The sequence below is a fragment of the Maritimibacter alkaliphilus HTCC2654 genome (genome assembly GCF_000152805.1).
GTDB lineage: Bacteria > Pseudomonadota > Alphaproteobacteria > Rhodobacterales > Rhodobacteraceae > Maritimibacter > Maritimibacter alkaliphilus.
The window spans coordinates 14041-28955 of the sequence record NZ_CH902580.1 but is presented as its reverse complement, the minus strand read 5'-3'; the positions used below and the strand labels follow the sequence as shown (position 1 = coordinate 28955).

General features: G+C 64.5%; 15 protein-coding genes. 6 read left to right on the top strand and 9 right to left on the bottom strand.

The features are described 5' to 3' along the window. Nucleotides 1-36 precede the first annotated feature (36 nt). A complete protein-coding gene (locus RB2654_RS21320; protein WP_040885933.1) occupies nucleotides 37-771 on the top strand; it encodes a FadR/GntR family transcriptional regulator in 735 nt (244 codons plus the stop codon). On the opposite strand, the gene RB2654_RS21315 is transcribed toward RB2654_RS21320, so the two are convergent. After that, on the bottom strand, nucleotides 768-2198 hold the full coding sequence (locus RB2654_RS21315) for a hypothetical protein (RefSeq protein ID WP_008335917.1): 1431 nt from the start codon (nucleotides 2196-2198) through the stop codon (nucleotides 768-770). The two genes, RB2654_RS21320 and RB2654_RS21315, sit on opposite strands and share 4 nt — an antisense overlap. 95 nt (nucleotides 2199-2293) lie before the next feature. Here RB2654_RS21315 and RB2654_RS21310 point away from each other — a divergent pair, with 95 nt between their 5' ends. The 5 genes from RB2654_RS21310 to RB2654_RS21290 are packed head-to-tail and all read left to right on the top strand — an operon-like array spanning nucleotide 2294 to nucleotide 7194. Further along, nucleotides 2294-3025 (top strand): FadR/GntR family transcriptional regulator, encoded by a 732-nt coding sequence (locus RB2654_RS21310; RefSeq protein ID WP_161600715.1) that lies wholly within the window; start codon nucleotides 2294-2296, stop codon nucleotides 3023-3025. A gap of 60 nt (nucleotides 3026-3085) precedes the next feature. Continuing rightward, complete coding sequence (locus RB2654_RS21305; protein ID WP_008335920.1) at nucleotides 3086-4243, top strand: acyl-CoA dehydrogenase family protein; 1158 nt, start codon at nucleotides 3086-3088, stop codon at nucleotides 4241-4243. Next, nucleotides 4243-5379, top strand: a complete 1137-nt coding sequence (locus RB2654_RS21300; RefSeq protein ID WP_008335921.1) for a CaiB/BaiF CoA transferase family protein — start codon at nucleotides 4243-4245, stop codon at nucleotides 5377-5379. The genes RB2654_RS21305 and RB2654_RS21300 overlap by 1 nt, the downstream gene beginning before the upstream one ends. Next, nucleotides 5376-6383 carry a nitroreductase family protein gene (locus tag RB2654_RS23105; protein ID WP_008335922.1) on the top strand — a complete coding sequence of 336 codons (1008 nt, stop codon included), beginning with the start codon at nucleotides 5376-5378 and terminating at the stop codon, nucleotides 6381-6383. The genes RB2654_RS21300 and RB2654_RS23105 overlap by 4 nt, the downstream gene beginning before the upstream one ends. 31 nt (nucleotides 6384-6414) lie before the next feature. Continuing rightward, nucleotides 6415-7194, top strand: coding sequence for a short-chain dehydrogenase/reductase (locus RB2654_RS21290; RefSeq protein ID WP_246146619.1), 780 nt, complete (start codon nucleotides 6415-6417; stop codon nucleotides 7192-7194). Between the two features lie 18 nt (nucleotides 7195-7212). Here the strand turns inward: RB2654_RS21290 and RB2654_RS21285 are convergent, their stop codons facing one another. The 8 genes from RB2654_RS21285 to RB2654_RS21250 form a co-directional block, all read right to left on the bottom strand. Beyond that, nucleotides 7213-8181 carry a PDR/VanB family oxidoreductase gene (locus RB2654_RS21285; RefSeq protein ID WP_008335924.1) on the bottom strand — a complete coding sequence of 323 codons (969 nt, stop codon included), beginning with the start codon at nucleotides 8179-8181 and terminating at the stop codon, nucleotides 7213-7215. Continuing rightward, a complete protein-coding gene (locus tag RB2654_RS21280; RefSeq protein ID WP_008335925.1) occupies nucleotides 8178-9401 on the bottom strand; it encodes a CaiB/BaiF CoA transferase family protein in 1224 nt (407 codons plus the stop codon). The genes RB2654_RS21285 and RB2654_RS21280 overlap by 4 nt, the downstream gene beginning before the upstream one ends. Continuing rightward, on the bottom strand, nucleotides 9398-10624 hold the full coding sequence (locus RB2654_RS22690; RefSeq protein ID WP_008335926.1) for a CaiB/BaiF CoA transferase family protein: 1227 nt from the start codon (nucleotides 10622-10624) through the stop codon (nucleotides 9398-9400). The genes RB2654_RS21280 and RB2654_RS22690 overlap by 4 nt, the downstream gene beginning before the upstream one ends. Continuing rightward, nucleotides 10621-11946: a Rieske 2Fe-2S domain-containing protein gene (locus RB2654_RS21270; protein WP_008335927.1), complete on the bottom strand. Its 1326-nt coding sequence runs from the start codon at nucleotides 11944-11946 to the stop codon at nucleotides 10621-10623. The genes RB2654_RS22690 and RB2654_RS21270 overlap by 4 nt, the downstream gene beginning before the upstream one ends. 42 nt (nucleotides 11947-11988) lie before the next feature. Next, nucleotides 11989-12330: a hypothetical protein gene (locus RB2654_RS21265; protein WP_008335928.1), complete on the bottom strand. Its 342-nt coding sequence runs from the start codon at nucleotides 12328-12330 to the stop codon at nucleotides 11989-11991. A 13-nt stretch (nucleotides 12331-12343) separates the two neighbouring features. Continuing rightward, complete coding sequence (locus RB2654_RS21260; protein WP_008335929.1) at nucleotides 12344-13456, bottom strand: thiolase C-terminal domain-containing protein; 1113 nt, start codon at nucleotides 13454-13456, stop codon at nucleotides 12344-12346. Beyond that, nucleotides 13453-13863: a Zn-ribbon domain-containing OB-fold protein gene (locus tag RB2654_RS21255; RefSeq protein ID WP_085986944.1), complete on the bottom strand. Its 411-nt coding sequence runs from the start codon at nucleotides 13861-13863 to the stop codon at nucleotides 13453-13455. Before RB2654_RS21255 ends, RB2654_RS21260 begins: the two co-directional genes overlap by 4 nt. A 287-nt stretch (nucleotides 13864-14150) precedes the next feature. Beyond that, nucleotides 14151-14915, bottom strand: coding sequence for an SDR family NAD(P)-dependent oxidoreductase (locus tag RB2654_RS21250; RefSeq protein ID WP_008335931.1), 765 nt, complete (start codon nucleotides 14913-14915; stop codon nucleotides 14151-14153).

Here is a 14915-nt window from a genome sequence, read left to right as displayed (position 1 = left end):
AGGATGATTCAGGAGCAACAGACAGGGCATAACGGCGTGGACGAGAATATCCGTTTCAAACCAGTCAAAACGAAACGCGCGTTCGAGGAAGTGTGCGACCAGATCCGGCTTGCGATCCTGGAAGGGCGTTTGGAGGCGGGAGACAAGCTGCCCGCTGAACGGCAACTGGCCGAGTCACTCGACGTCAGCCGCGCCACGGTGCGCGAGGCTTTTCGCACATTGGAGATCGCGGGCGTGCTGTCGCTGCGCAAGGGCGTGAACGGCGGGGCGGTTGTCATGCAGGGCGATGCCCGGCCGATCACGCAGACCATTTCCGATCTTCTGTCGCTGGGGGGCCTGTCGCTGTCCGACTACATGGAGGCGCGGGTCTGTCTTCAGCGCGAGGTGATCAAGCTGGCCTGCGAGCGCGGCGAAGAGGCGGATTTCCAGGCGCTGGAAGCCAACATCGACGCAACGGAAAAGCTGACGACCGTTGCGCAGATCGAGGATCGGACCGCGCTGACCATCGAGTTTTATCACTTGCTGGCGGCCGCCACCAAGAATCAGGCCATGTCCATACTCATGTCCGCAGTGACCGAGCCGCTGGGCTATTACATCAAGCAGATCGGCGTGGATCGGAGCTGGAACGTGGCTGAATCGCGCCAGCGTTTCGTGGCACATTTGCGCGACAGGAACGCGCCCGAGGCGGAAAAGGAAATGATGTCGCACATGGAGCGGCTACATAGCTACATGCTGCAGCGGGCTCAGGAAGCGGCCAACAATCGGGGCTAGAGCAGCAGGCTCCAGACCACGAAAATCGCAAAGATCAGCGCGATGAAGCATGCGATAAATCGACCGTTCCACTTCAGGCCGACCACGCTCGCCGGCTGATTCATCTCAGCAGATGTGATCGCGACGGTGGCGGTGACCGGCGAGAGGAGCATACTGACCGACCAGCCCGTCAGGGTCGCGAGGATCAACATCGGAGCAGGGATTGCGACATTCGCTTCGACGAAGGCGCCGACCAGCAATGTGCCGGTAATCATCGGGCTGATCGCGACCATGCTCAGGCCAAAGATGACAACGACTATGAAAATACCGTAAACGAACGCGGGCAGGGCGAGGGTCTCGATAAGGGCTTCCAGAGACTGGGTCGGCACCACCTCGACGAGGATCAGCCCGAGAAAGCCGGTCGCGAGGATCAGGCAGATTTCATTCACTGGTTTGCCGAGCGACCAGAAGGCGTCGGTCAAGAGCGATCCGATACTGTCGCCTTTCGCCGGTCGTTCTGCGAGACGCCAAAGAATGGCCACCGTAGGAATAACGATGAGCAGGGCGCCCTGAAGAGGGATACCGGTCACGAGATCGATCAACGTGGCCAGACCCATGATCCCGACTAGCAGACCCATGAGCCGCAGGATGTCGGTCCAGACACCGGGCGAGTTGATCGGGTAGGTGCGGCCCTTGGGGCGGGGACCGAGCCGGTCGAGAAAGTATTGGATGCCGACAAAACCGAGGGTCGCTGCAAGGCCATAGGGCGCGTAATCGAACCAGTCGAAATCGTCGATGAGTGGAACGATCAGGTTGATGGCCACGCCGATGGGTGACCACAAGATCGTGGCGCCGAAACCTGCGATGATCGCCCCGAGAATGCGGCGTTCCTGGATAAACCTGACACGCGCGTCGCGGGTCATCCGGTGACAATGGTCGATGGCCAGCCCGAGTAGCAGGCGATAGCCGCCGATGTTGAGCAGTATGCCAAACAGATGCCCGGCAAAGGCGAGCATCCCGAACCGCCGTCCGGGCGGTTGGTCGACAACAAATCCCGCGACGCGCATGACCGGGGCCGAGCTTTTCGTCGCCGCCTGAAGGACGGCCATTGCTGTCAGGAGTGCGGGCAGGAACAGGGCCCGGCTCGCCGCCAGCATGAATGCCTCGATGTCGCCGCCCGTGGCGAGAAAGCCGATAGAGGTGATCAGCCCGACGGCGGCGATGACCAGTGTGACCCGCGAAATCTCGCGCCAGGAAATGACAAAACTGAGCGAGATGAGAGACAGGCTGAGAAGCGAATAGGCATGGACCCCGGTAATACGGTCGGCAAGGGTCGCAAGCGTGGCGAGGATGAACACCCACGCCTGCGCCGCGACCCGGCCAGAACCCGTCGTGCTCGCGTCATCCAGACGCTGCGATGCGGAACTTGAGGCCTTTTCGTTTTCCATGATTGGTATTACCAATAGAAGAACCGAGGCGAATGCAATGCCTTTTGGAGGCGCGCAACGCCCTCGTCGCTATCGAACCCAGATTGGAAGACCCCATGACCGCGCCAGCCAAACGACCCGAACCGCCCGTTTTCGAGCCCGTCAAACAGAACCGAAACTTCGAGGTGGTGGTGCAGGTCGTGCGCGAAAAGATGATGCGCGGCGAGCTAAAGCCCGGTGACAAGCTTCCGCCGGAACGGGAACTCGCCAAGCAGCTTGACGTCAGCCGGAACGTGGTGCGCGAGGCGCTGCGCATCCTCGAGAACGCCGGTCTGGTCGTGACCCGCAAGGGTGCCTATGGCGGCGCCTTTGTGTCCGAAGGCACGGCAACGCAGATGAGTCAGGTCTTGAGCGACCTCATCATGCTGAACGCGATCAAGCTCTCGGACCTCTTCGAAGCAAGGACTCTCTTGTTGGAAATGATCCTCGATCAGATCAAAAAGCGGGGTACGATCCCGGACCTGACGGCGCTCGACGCAAACCTGGTCGAGACGGAAGAGGCCGTGACGGCCCGCGACTCGGCCCGCCGCGTGGCCGTCGCGCGCGACTTTTACCATCAGATCGCCGCACTCACGGGCAACACCGCGCTGGTCTATACGACTGATGCGCAGACCGAGCTGACCCAGACGTTTCTGCAATTCCGAATTGGGGACATGGCACCGGAGGTGCTGTTGAATTCACGTCGGAATTTCGTCGAACATCTGCGCGCCGGTCGTGTCGACGAGGCCAAGGAAGAACTGCGTGCTCACCTGGATCGCGTCCACACGGGTTTGTGGGAGCGCTCTTAAAGATTGACAGTTAATGGTAGGACCTTTAAAGCTTTCCGCAAAAGTCACGGAGGACCTACCATGCTCGACACAACCGAATACGATGAAGACCTGATCATGTTTCGCGACACCATCCGCCGGATGGTCGAGAAAGATGTCGCGCCGATTGCGGCTAAGATCGATCAGGAAGACGACATGCCCCACTCGCTCGTCCCCATCTTCGGGGACCTTGGGCTGATCCAGATCATGGTGCCCGAGGAATACGGCGGGCCGGGCGGCACGCTGACCATGGCGTGTATTGCGAAGGAAGAGGTCTCGCGGGCCTCGTTCGCCGTGTCGCACCTTGTCGGAGCGACCTCGATCGCGATGGCGCTGCCGCTCACGCATTACGGCACCGACGCGCAGCGTCAGAAGTATCTGCCCGAGATTGCCGAAGGGCGCACGCTGACCTGCATTGGTCTGACCGAGCCGCAGACCGGGTCCGACGTCTCCGGCATCAAGACGACCGCCAAACGCGACGGCGACGATTACGTCATCAACGGCCAGAAGGTGTTCATCACCAAGGCGGATCAGGCGAAATACATCCTGCTGTTCGCCCGCACCTCTGAGGGCAAGGGCCATGACGGTATCTCGTCCTTCATCGTTCCGATGGACAGCCCCGGCGTGAAGATCGGCGGGAGCCCCAAGAAGATGGGTCTGCGCGGCATCAAGAACTGCGACCTGTTCTTTGAAAACGTGCGCGTGCCGGCCGAGAACCTCGTCGGTGAAGAAGGGCAGGGGTTCAAGAATGCGATGGGCGTGCTCAACCTGAACCGTCCGACCGTTGGCGCGGCTTCCGTGGGGATCGCACAGGGCGCGCTGGATGCCGCTATGGCCTATGCCAAGGAGCGCGAACAGTTCGGGCAGCCGATTGGCAACTTCCAACTCGTGCAGGCGATGCTGGCCGACATGGCGATCCAGATCGAGGCGGCGCGGGCGCTGCTTTACAAGGTTGCCGCCTTTATCGACCGCGACCCGACCCACCCGCAGGTTCCGATGTATTCGTCGATGATCAAGACCTTTGCCTCGGACATGGCGATGAAGGTCACGACCGACGCGGTTCAGGTCTTTGGCGGCGCGGGCTATCTGCAGGATCACCCGGTTGAGCGCTACATGCGCGACGCCAAGGTCTGCCAGATCTACGAAGGCACGAACCAGATCCAGCGCCTGATCATCGCGCGCGCGATGCTCAAGGGCTGATGACAGACGGGCCGAAACCGATCCGGGTCGTCGATTTCTCGCAGGTGATGGCGGGGCCGTTCTGCACCCGCCTCATGGCCGATATCGGCGCCGAAGTGATCAAGATCGAACCAACGGAGGGGGACGCCATGCGACGGCGTCCCCCGCTGCGTGACGGACAATCCACCTATTTCGGCACCCTGAACGCGGGCAAGCGGAGCGTGGTTCTGGACCTGCGCACCGAGGCGGGGCGGCAGGATGCTAAGCGGCTCATCGACGGTGCCGATGTTGTGGTCGAAAACTTCCGCCCCGGCGTGATGGCGCGTCTGGGGCTCGACTGGGACACGCTGTCGGCGCGCAATCCAAGGCTCGTCTATTGCGCGATCTCGGGGTTCGGGCAGGAGGGCGTTGCCGCGTCGCGCCCGGCCTATGCGCCGATGATCCACGCGACCGGCGGGCTGGACATGGCGCTCATGTCCTATCAGCCCGAGCTTGACCGGCCCGCGCCGACAGGCATGTTCTATGCCGACATTCTGGCGGGCGTTTATGCCTGGGGGGCGATCCAGACCGCGCTTTTGGCCCGCGAACACACCGGGCGGGGACAGTTGGTCGATGTCGCGCTTTTGGACAGCCTGATGTCGATGATGGTCTATGAATGTCAGGAGGCCCAGTTCCCGCAAATCCGCGCCCGGCATCTCTACACGCCGGTCCGGGCTGCGGACGGGTTCATCATGGTCGTGCCGCTGTCGGACAAGAATTTCGCGGGCATGCTGGCGCTCTTTGGTGGGCCGGACTGGGGCGCGGACCCTCGTTTTGCCACGGCCTCGGGGCGCGAGGCGAACTGGGACGATCTCATGGGCTATGTCGAGCTCTGGGCGCAGGACAAGCCCGCCGAGACCTGTGAGCGTCTGCTGCTCGCCGCCGGGGTGCCCTGTTCCCGCTACCGCGACGTGGCCGAGGTCATGGCCGATCCCGCAACGCAGGAACGCGGCGTGATGGGCACGGTCCGGGACGCGGCGGGCGCGTTTCAGGTCCCGAACCCGCCGTTTCGCATGTCCGACACCGATGCCCGGGTGCGGCCGGACATTCCAGAACTGGGCGAGGGCGACGCCGAATTTCTCGCCCCCCTTCGCGCAGAACTGAACGAGGGCGAATGACCGTGCAGAAACCCGAGGCCGGGCGGGCCGTTTCCGCCACCACCAGCCCCGTCGCGCGGCTCGGGGAGGCGCTGAAGGTCGAGGCCCGGTTCTGGCGCGGTGTCCTTTACGACGCATGGCGGTTTCGGCGGCATGCCTGGCTGCACCGCGCCCGGTCCGGCGAAAACCGGGACGCGCGGATGCTGGCAGATGCGCATTTCTTGGAATACGGCATGGCCCTGCGCGAGGCGCGGACGGGTTTCGGCTTTGCGCGGGCCACGCGGCTGGCGCGGGACCTGCGCGACGCCGGGCACGTGAGCGACGCCGGGGCGGTCGGGGACAGCACTCTGCGCGTCTGGGCCGCGTTCAACGCGGGTGAGGTGCCGGAGGAGGTGGCGCGTTACCTTGCCGACCGCGCCGCGCCGGGGGCGTCTGAGGCTGCCGGCGTCAGCCATCTGGACCGGGCCGGGATCGCCAAGGCCACGGATTTCGACTATCTCGCCTTTGCCGGATCGCGCCATTCGGTGCGCCGCTTCGGCCCCGATCCGGTGCCCGAGGACAAGATCCGCCGCGCCGCGCGTGCCGCGCAACATGCGCCGTCCAGTTGCAACCGCCAAACCTGTCACCTGCGCGTCTGGACCGAGCGTGACCTGATCGACCGGGTGCGCGTCCATCAGGCCGGGAACCGCACGTTCGGAGATGAACTGGGCGGGATCGCGGTCATCACCAGCGACCTGCGGCACTGGGAACATCCCGGCGAACGCTATCAGGCTTGGATCGACGGCGGGCTATTCGCGATGAGTTTTGTGCATGCGCTTCATGCCGAGGGGCTGGGCACCTGCATGCTGAACTGGTCCGTCGATGTGGGTACCGACAAGGGGCTGCGCGCGACGCTTGGGCTGGACGATGCGCAGTCGGTGATCGTGCTGGTGGGCTTTGGCACGCTGCCCGATGACCTGACCGTCTGCGCCTCGCCCCGCCTGCCGGTGGAAACGGTGCTGTCGATGAACCCGCCGCTCACGTAGGATCTGCGGTGGGCGCACCTTGACCCGCGACATGACACCGAAAGGATCGCCGATGGACCTGAACCTCAGTGGATTGAATGCGCTCGTGACCGGCGCGAGCAAGGGCATCGGGCTGGCCACGGCCCGGACGCTGGCGCAGGAGGGCGTGCAGGTCACGCTCGTCGCGCGGGATTGCGACAGGCTCGCCGACGCGGCCGCGCAGATCGAAGGGGACACCGGTCTCAGGCCCGATGTGGTGGCTGCCGACCTTGCCACCCGCGAGGGTGTCGAACGGGTGGCGGCGCGAGAGACTCCCGTCGACATCCTCGTGAACAACGCGGGGGCCATTCCCCCCGGTGATCTTGCCAGTATCGACGAGGACCGCTGGCGTGCGGCCTGGGACCTCAAGGTCTTTGGCTACATCAACATGACCCGCGCCCTTGCCCCGCGCATCGCGGAGCGCGGCGGGGTGATCGTCAACGTGATCGGCGCAGGGGGCGAGGCTTTGAGCGCGGATTACATCTGCGGTGCGGTGGGCAATGCCGCGCTCATGGCCTTTACCCGCGCCTATGCCAAGCAATTCAACAGCATGGGCGGGCGGATCGTGGGGCTGAACCCCGGCCTGGTCGCGACCGAGCGGATGCAGGTCTTCCTGAAATCCCGCGCGGCGGCGGAGTTGGGCGACGAGGGGCGCGCGGACGAGCTGACGCGAGGCCTGCCCTATGGTCGGGCCGCCGATCCGCAGGAGGTGGCCGATGCGGTCGCCTTTCTCGCCTCGCCGCGCTCGGGCTATACCAACGGCACGATACTGTCCCTGCACGGGGGCGGCTGAGGCCGGAGTCGTCTGGTGCTAGATGTCCAGCACCAGACGCGCGCTTTTCGAGCCTGAGCAACAGATCATCATCGTCTTGCTTTCGGCGCGTTCCTCGTCCGTCAGGATGATGTCGCGGTGATCGGGTCGCCCTTCGATCACATCGGTTTCACAGGTCCCGCAGGTGCCCTCGGCACAGGAAAACGGCACATGGACGCCATTCGCGATCAGCGCATCGAGGATGGTCTGGCCGGGTTCGACCACGATGGTCTTGCCTGAGCGGTCGAGCACCACTTCGAACCCGCCGTCACGGGCGACTTCTTCGCTCGACGAAAAATATTCGACATGGACCTGATCGCGCGGCACGCCGCGGGCGGCCCTTTCATAGGCGGCCAGCATCGCCTCGGGCCCGCAGCAATAGAAGTGCGCCGTGGGATTCGCGGTCAGGATGCCCCCGATATCCACCAGCGCCCCGTTCTGTTCGTCGTCGAGGTGGTAGTGCAACTTGCCCTTGCCGTCGCTCGCCTGTTCCAGCGCGTCAAGCTCGTCGCGGAAGGCGGCGGCGGAGCGGCTGCGGGCGGCGTAGTGCAGTTTCCACGCCTTGCCGGTCGCCACCAGACGACGGATCATGCACAGGACCGGCGTGACCCCGATCCCACCAGCGATCAGCACCGACAGGTCTGCGTTCTCATCGAGGGGGAAGTTGTTCTTGGGCCGCGAGATGACCGTCTTGTCGCCCACGCGAAGCGTCTCATGCACGTAGGCCGAGCCGCCCTTTGATTTTGGGTCGCGGTGGATCGCCACGGTGCAGGAGGGCCCGCCCGTGATCTCGCGCGTCAGGCTGTAGCTCCGGCGAAAGTCCTTGCCCAGTGCCACGTCGATGTGAGAGCCGGGCGCGGCCACCGGCAGGTCGCGACCGTCGAGCGTTTCGAACTCGACGGACAGGATCGTGTCTGCCTCGTAACGCATCTGGCGCACGCGGACCGGAATGTCTGCTCCCTTGCTCATCCCAGAAGTCCCCTTTCGCGGAAGGCGGCGATCTGGGCGTCGTCATAGCCCAGGATCCCGGACATGACTGCGTCCGTGTGTTCGCCCAAACGGGGCGAAGCAAAGCGCAGGTCGCTTGGCGTGCGTTCGAAGCGGTAGGCGGGGCCGTTGTATTTCAGGGTCCCCATCTCTTCGTGATGGAGCGGCCAGAAATGGTCGCGTGCGGCAAAGACGTCGTCGTCCAGAAGGTCGGACGCCTTGTTGGCCACGCCCGCCGGCACACCCGCATCGCGGCAGGCGGCCATGAGCGCGAAGGCATCCCAAGACTCGGTCGCATTGGCCACGGCGGCCTCGAGCGCATCGGGGCCTTGGTCGCGCGCGGTGGCGAGCGCGTCGGTGTCGCCCAGAAGGGCTGTGAACGCGGTCCACTGCGCTTCGGTCACGGCCTCGATCGCGATCCAGCGTTCCTCGCCCTCGCAGGGAAAGATGCCGTGGAGAATCGAGCCTGCCTTGCGGCTGCCCTGTCGCGTGATCTCCTCGCCGGTGGCCTGATAGATCAGGAGTTCCGGGGCCAGAAGCTGGGTCGTCGCCTCGACCTGACTCAGTTCGACATGCTGGCCCTCGCCGGTCTTTTCGCGGTGGATGAGCGCGGCGAGCAGGGCGCTCAGCGCATAGCGGGGCGAGACGCTGTCGGAATAAGCGCCCTTGGGCATCGCGGGGGGCCGGTCGGGCCAGCCGGTCATGGCATGGACGCCGGCGAGCGCCTGACCCTGTGCGCCGTAGCCGGGATGGCGCGCCCACGGGCCGTCGGCGCCGTAAAGCGACGAGGAGAGCATGACGATGGAGGGATTGATCGCCTTGAGGCTTTCGTAATCCAGCCCCCATTTCTTCATCACGCCGGGGCGGAAGCTTTCCGCGACCACATCGGCCCATTCGATGAGCGGGCGGATGATCTCGATCGCGTCCGGGTTGCTCATATCGACGGCGATGCCGAGCTTGGAGGAATGGAAATCCGCGAAAAAGCCGGAGCGGTTGATGCCCGGTTTGTCGTCGATGAACGGCCCGCCAAGGCGGATCGAGTCCGGGTGCTTGAAGCTTTCGATCTTGACCACCGTCGCGCCGTTGTCGGAGAGCTGCTTGGTCGCGATGGGACCGGCGGCGGCCCATGTGAAATCGGCCACCTTGAGACCTGCGAAGATCCCGGTTTTGCAGTCGAGTGCGGATGCGCTGTCGAGGCTCATGTCAGGCTTCCTTCTGTTTCCTTGGCGAAGATCGCGTCGGTATCGGCCCCGGGGGCCGGAGCCGGGCGCGGGTCCGCCAGCGGTGTTTCGGACAGGTTCGCCCAATGCGACGGCAATTCGACCGACAGGCCCCGCGCGGGGTCGTCCAGTTTGCGAAACAGCCCGCGGGCGCGGAACTGGCGGTTCTCGAATACACCAGCCACCGACGAGATCGGGGCAAGCAGGATACGCTCGCGGACGGCACGCTCCATCAGCTCCTCGGTCGTCTTGGCCTTAATGAACGACATGATCACGGCGGTGACCGCGTCATAGTCCTCTTGCGAGATGAAGAACTGGCCGTCGCCGTTCCAGTCGTTTTTGGTCAGGATCGGATCGTCGAAGCCGTCTTCGTTCATCCATTTGACGAGGGCCTCATAGGACTTGATGCGCGCCGCACCGCCGCCGCCGCCGACGGGGCCGAAGAAGATGTAGCCATCCTTCGTTTCCCACACGAGGCGCGTGAAGAAGCGGTTCGCCCGCTCCTTGCGGATCGCGCCGCCGCGCATTTCGTTGAGGCCGAGGATCTGCCACGCCATCGTCGAATTGAGCAGGGTCCAGACGATACACTCCTGCACCGAGACATCGACGCGCTGGCCCTCGCCGGTCTTGAGGCTGTGGTGATAGGCCATGAGCGCCGCCGACGCGGCCTCGGCCCCGCCTTGGATCAGGCCCACGGGGAGCGAGATGCGCACCGGCGGGCGGTCCACGTCGCCATTGAGGTAAAGGTGCCCACCCAATGCCTGAAGCGTGGTGTCGGTGGCGGCATAGTCCTGATAGGGCGCACCGCGCCCGAAGGGCAGGATCTCGGCAAAGACCAGCGCTGGGTTCGCGTCCCGCGCGGCCGCCCCGAGCCGGTCCATCTGCGCGAGCGTCAGACGCTCCCAGTCAGTCACGACGATGTCGGCCGTCTTGCATAGGCGCGCAAAGGTGGCGAGACCCTCGTCGCTGTCGATATCGAGGGTCACGCTTTTCTTGCCGTGGTTAAAGGCAAGCCACGCGCCGCTTTCCTCGCCATAGGCGGTCGGGACCGTCGGGACGGACCGGCGGAAGGGCTCGCCCCCCTCCGGTTCGACCTTGATCACCTCGGCCCCCAGGTCGGCGAGCACGCGCCCCGCCACGGCGCCCGCAAGTGCGGACAATTCCAGCACGCGGACGCCGTTCAATGCTTGTTTCGACCCCGTCATAGCTCGTAGCCAAGCCCTTCGCCGACTTTCGCGGTCATCGGCGCTTTGCCCGCTTCGGCCCAAGGCAGATCCTTTGGCAGCTTCAGCGACACGGCGCGCACGAGATAGAGGTCGGGGTCATCGAAACGGTCGGGTTTCTTGCCGCTGTCGCGGAAGGCATGCGCGGTTTCCAGAAGCATCCGCCGGGTCATGGCGATGCCCGTGTCCGAGGTGCACAGATGTTCGCGCGTGCGGTCATAGACCCGGAGCACGCCCGACTGGCAGGCGGCATCCTGCACCCACAGGCCCGGCAGGCCCGAGAACCACGTTGTCTTTTGCGCTTCGTTGTCGAAAAGCCATCCGGTCTCGCGGCGATACTTGCTCACGTAGCGGCCGAACGGCACCTGCGCGCCCTGATCGTCAAAGCCCTCGCGGCTCGGATGTCCGGTCTCGCGGCCATTATGGCCATCGAGAAAGACCTTGCGCGATTTCGGGTGCAGCGGTTCGTCCGGGCGATAGGAGAACATGATGCAGAGCGTGTTCTCGTCGTCGATGGGCACCCAGGCGTGGCCCGACAGCTCGTAAAACTCGTTCGATTGCGGCGGGACGAGGCTGAAGAAGGGCATGACGAACTGGTTCACGCGCCAGTAGAGCGTGTCGTCGTCCAGCACCCGGCGCGACGCGATCGACATGCCGAAATCCTGCCGCATGCATTCGAAGGTGGGGCGCAGGTCGCGCTTGGCGACCCATTGGTTGATCGAGCCGCCATCGTCGATCCGGCCATGCAGGATCGGCGCGTGGGCCGAGTCGATCTCGCCTTCGAGCGCCTGAAGCCAGTTACATTCCTGCACGCGGAAGGTCACCACGACGTTCTCTTCGGGAACCATGTTCCATTCAAAGGACGGCAGCGCCGGGCGGCTTTCATCGGGTTCGTCGCCCATGTAGGTCCAGACGACGCCACCCCGTTCCACGCAGGGGTAGGACTTGATCTTAACCCGATCCTTGAGCCGCGAGCGCGGCGGTTCGGCGGGCATGTCGGCCACGTTGCCGTCCACGTCGAATTTCCAGCCGTGGTAGACGCAGCGCAGGCCGCAGTCCTCGTTGCGGCCAAAGACCAGCGGTGCACCGCGGTGCGGGCAGATGTGATCGACAAGGCCGACGCGCCCCTCGCTGTCGCGGAACACGATCAACGTTTCGTCCAGCAGCTTTACCGTCTGCGGCTGGCCGTCTTTTTCGAGGTCGGAAGAGGCCATGAAGGGCAGCCAGTAAAGCCGCATCATGTCGCCCATCGTGGTGCCCGGGCCAACCCGGACGAGCGTCTCGTTATCTTCGTGCGACAGCATGTAGGGTCTCCTTGTAAAAAGTCATGTCCTTGTGCGGGCCGCTCAGTGGCGCCCAATCTTTTCGGTTCCGGCAAGGTCGCTGGCCGGGCTGTCGATGACGCCCTCGACCAGATCGCCGATGCCCAGAAATCGGGCCCACCAGCCCTGATCCGTCGTCTCAAGCGGCGGCCGGGGCACGGGGGGTTTCTCGCCCGCGCGCAGCTTGCGCAGGATTTCCTTGATGCGGAGGCGTTCGACTTCGAGCAGCGCCTGTTCCACGTCTTCGTGCCGGGCCTCGAAATCGCCGAGCTCCGGGTAGCGAAGCCTGCGGGTCCATTCGCCGTTCACCTCGATCGCCTGAGCTTCGAGGATGTAGGGGATGGCCAGATAGTCGCGCACTTTCATCGTCAGTCCTTTGTCATTGCGCCCGCGTCGGGCGGTCGGGTTCGAGCAGGACGAATGAGGAATCGTCGAAGGGCCCGACATGGGCGAGGGTGGGGCCGGGGCGCACCTGACGTGCACCGGCGCGGCCCGTGGCCTGAAGGTAGGCTTCGCGTAGATGGCCCATGCCGTGCATCCGGCCCTCGCCAAGGGCGCCGCCGAAGGTGTTGATCGGCAGCTTGCCGTCGCGCGCGCCGTGGCCGTCGCGGATAAAGGCCGCGGCATTGCCGGGTTCGGTGATGCCGAAGCCGTCGAGCCATTCCCAGACCATCGAGGAGAAGCCGTCGTAAAGCTGGGCCGAAGTCAGATCGGTGGCGCTGCGCCCGCTCATGTCCCAGAGCGCCTCGGGCTTGCCAAAGCCGCTCCACCCCGTGACCCATGCGGGGGCGGCGCCTGACGGCACGTCTTCGCCCCGGCACATGACAAAGGCCTGAGCGCCGCAGACAGGCATGTCGCAATCGTAAAGGCAATGCGGCTCGGCGATCATGCGGGCGGCCATATAGGCGTCGCGCTCGAGCGGTTTGTCGCGCCACAGGGCCTCGGGGTTGTCGGCGGCGTTGCGGCGCGACAGGTCGACGATGGCAAAGAGGTCGTCCCGCGTCAGACCGTGGCGGGCCATATAGGCCCAGCTTCGGCTGGCAAAGCGCGCGCCGAGCGTGTCGAAGCCGTAGGGGCGGGTGAACTGCTGCGCGCCGAAGGCATCGTTCGCCGCGCCGGTGCCGTACCCGCCGCCGGGTAACGCGTACATGGCGCGCAGGCCCAGAACGAAACGGCTGCTTCCGGCGATCAGGGCATTTGCGGCAGAGGCCACCATGTCTGTCGGATAGCGGCGGTAGAGGTCGGCACCCCAGCTCAGCTTCAGACCCATCAGACCGGCGACGGTCTTGAGCGAGATTTCGTCACCCCCTTCGGCATGGGGTGAGCTTGCATTGGTGGCAAAGGGCGCACCGACATAACCGTCGATGTCGTCGCGGGATAGCTTTGCGTCCGCAAGAGCCGAAACCGCCGCATCGAGCGCGAAGGCCGCGATACCGCGTGGACTGGACTTGACGAGTTCGGACGCACCAAAGCCGATAATGGCGACACTCATGACGGGCCCCCGCCGGTGATCGTGGCAAGCGGCACCCCGTCGCCATTCGCGGCGAAGCCCAGCGTGACGGGCGTGCCGGGAGCGAGGTCGCGGGTCAGGTCGTCGGGGTCGGCGGCGATGAGGGTCACGCGCGGCTCGTCCTCGATCACACATTCCGCGACTGGGGCGGGAACGCTCTGCCCCTCATAGGCCGGGACCGTCAGAACCGTGCGCCCCTTGAGCAGAACGCGCCCCTCATAGGTCAGCGCGCTGAGGCTGCCGGACAGGCAGTCCGGGCAACGCGGCGACAGCGGCCCCGCGGTTCGCCCGCAGGCGTTACAGTGCCAGAGCACCACGCGACCGTCGCGAGCAGCGTCCCAGAAGGGCTGCGTTTCCTGCGTCGGCACGGGTTGTGGTGGTCGCGTCATCTCTCGCTCGCGCATCTTCATTGGTAGGTAATATAAAATGGACTGACCATTAGATCAACGATAGAGAAACACTTGATCAAGACGCAGGAGATATAGCTGAAACTGCAATGCGGATGCGTCTGCGGCGAAGCCCTGACCACAAGCTGGTGCGCCTGCCGTGCGACGCGCCTGAGGGTTCAAGCCTGCGCATTCGCCAATGTCGGGGCTGCAATCAGTGAGGTGGATGTCCCAACCTGGTCAGATTCTATTGACCCCGGTGCGAAAAGGGCGCACCGGGGCAACTCGGGTCAGGTCGCCGTCGGCCCGCCATCGACCACCAGCTCCGTGCTGGTGATGTAGCTGCTTTCGTCCGAGGCGAGGAACGCGATGGCGTTGGCGATATCGTGCGGCTCGGCATAGCGCCCGAGCGGCGCTTGCATTTTCACCACGTCGATCATGGCTTTCTTGTAGGGCAGGGGAACGCCGCCGTCCACAAGGTCCTGAGTCGCGCCGATGGCGAGCGCTGTGTTCACAAGCGTCGGATGGACCGAGTTGACCCGGATCTGGCGCGGACCAAGTTCCACCGCCAGCGCCTTGGACATGAGCCGCACCGCACCCTTTGACGCCGTGTAGGCCGAGAACATGCGCTCACCAACGACCCCAAGCGTCGAGGACAGATTGATGATCGACGTGGTGCCGTCCGCAGCCTCCGTTTCGGTCGACAATTCAAGCGCCGTCTTGCAACCGATCCACACGCTTTCCAAGTTGATCTTCTGCTCCTTCTGGTAGGTCTCCAGCGTGCAGGTCGCGATTGGCTGCGCAATCATGATTCCGGCGGTGTTGATCAGGATATGTAGCTTGCCCGAGGTCAAAGCGAGCGGCGCCACCACTTCGGCGCAGGTCTCAGCGCTGGTCACGTCAAGCGCGACCAGATGCGCCTTGCCCCCGGCAGTCATCTCGTCCACCGTCTTGCCGCAGCCTGCGGTGTCGATATCGGCGGCATTGTCAGGCTGTTTACTGTTGCCCGCAAGAATCGGTTGCGTGCTAGGTTCAGGCCGCCAGATCGCATGCAT

Excerpts from the sequence above, each read along its gene's own strand:
- RB2654_RS21315 (WP_008335917.1), bottom strand. The coding sequence starts at position 2,198 with ATGGAAAACGAAAAGGCCTCAAGTTCCGCATCGCAGCGTCTGGATGAC.
- RB2654_RS21310 (WP_161600715.1), top strand. The coding sequence starts at position 2,294 with ATGACCGCGCCAGCCAAACGACCCGAACCGCCCGTTTTCGAGCCCGTC.
- RB2654_RS21305 (WP_008335920.1), top strand. The coding sequence starts at position 3,086 with ATGCTCGACACAACCGAATACGATGAAGACCTGATCATGTTTCGCGAC.
- RB2654_RS21300 (WP_008335921.1), top strand. The coding sequence starts at position 4,243 with ATGACAGACGGGCCGAAACCGATCCGGGTCGTCGATTTCTCGCAGGTG.
- RB2654_RS23105 (WP_008335922.1), top strand. The coding sequence starts at position 5,376 with ATGACCGTGCAGAAACCCGAGGCCGGGCGGGCCGTTTCCGCCACCACC.
- RB2654_RS21290 (WP_246146619.1), top strand. The coding sequence starts at position 6,415 with ATGACACCGAAAGGATCGCCGATGGACCTGAACCTCAGTGGATTGAAT.
- RB2654_RS21285 (WP_008335924.1), bottom strand. The coding sequence starts at position 8,181 with ATGAGCAAGGGAGCAGACATTCCGGTCCGCGTGCGCCAGATGCGTTAC.
- RB2654_RS21280 (WP_008335925.1), bottom strand. The coding sequence starts at position 9,401 with ATGAGCCTCGACAGCGCATCCGCACTCGACTGCAAAACCGGGATCTTC.
- RB2654_RS22690 (WP_008335926.1), bottom strand. The coding sequence starts at position 10,624 with ATGACGGGGTCGAAACAAGCATTGAACGGCGTCCGCGTGCTGGAATTG.
- RB2654_RS21270 (WP_008335927.1), bottom strand. The coding sequence starts at position 11,946 with ATGCTGTCGCACGAAGATAACGAGACGCTCGTCCGGGTTGGCCCGGGC.
- RB2654_RS21265 (WP_008335928.1), bottom strand. The coding sequence starts at position 12,330 with ATGAAAGTGCGCGACTATCTGGCCATCCCCTACATCCTCGAAGCTCAG.
- RB2654_RS21260 (WP_008335929.1), bottom strand. The coding sequence starts at position 13,456 with ATGAGTGTCGCCATTATCGGCTTTGGTGCGTCCGAACTCGTCAAGTCC.
- RB2654_RS21255 (WP_085986944.1), bottom strand. The coding sequence starts at position 13,863 with ATGACGCGACCACCACAACCCGTGCCGACGCAGGAAACGCAGCCCTTC.
- RB2654_RS21250 (WP_008335931.1), bottom strand. The coding sequence starts at position 14,915 with ATGCATGCGATCTGGCGGCCTGAACCTAGCACGCAACCGATTCTTGCG.